1 protein-coding gene is annotated in these 249 nt (G+C 69.1%); it reads right to left on the bottom strand.

Annotated features, from left to right (window positions below; translation table 11 throughout):
* Window positions 1–98 precede the first annotated feature (98 nt).
* The coding region (locus ACQG3P_RS21195; RefSeq protein ID WP_426806152.1) for a magnesium transporter at window positions 99–249 on the bottom strand (151 nt) is incomplete at its 5' end.

The raw sequence follows: 249 nt of genomic DNA, 5'->3' as shown, positions 1-249 counted from the left end.
ACCCGGTACTCGGCTGGCGGTCGCGGGGGGAGGAGCTGGCGCACGGATCGGCTGCCGCCGCATCGCCACGCCGCACGCGGCGTGGCGACATTGTGCGGTTACAGCAGCGTGCCGCGCAGGATCATCGCAGCGATGCTGAAGTAGATCACCAGGCCGGTGACGTCGAACAGGGTGGCCACGAACGGTGCCGAGGCGCTGGCCGGGTCGAAGCCCAGGCGCTTGAGTATGAAGGGCAGCATCGAGCCGGAA

The organism is Stenotrophomonas sp. SrG, assembly GCF_050031795.1.
In the GTDB taxonomy this organism is placed as follows: Bacteria; Pseudomonadota; Gammaproteobacteria; order Xanthomonadales; family Xanthomonadaceae; genus Stenotrophomonas; species Stenotrophomonas rhizophila_A.
Note: the sequence above shows the minus strand (reverse complement) of the source record. Positions and strands in the feature narration are given on the sequence as shown.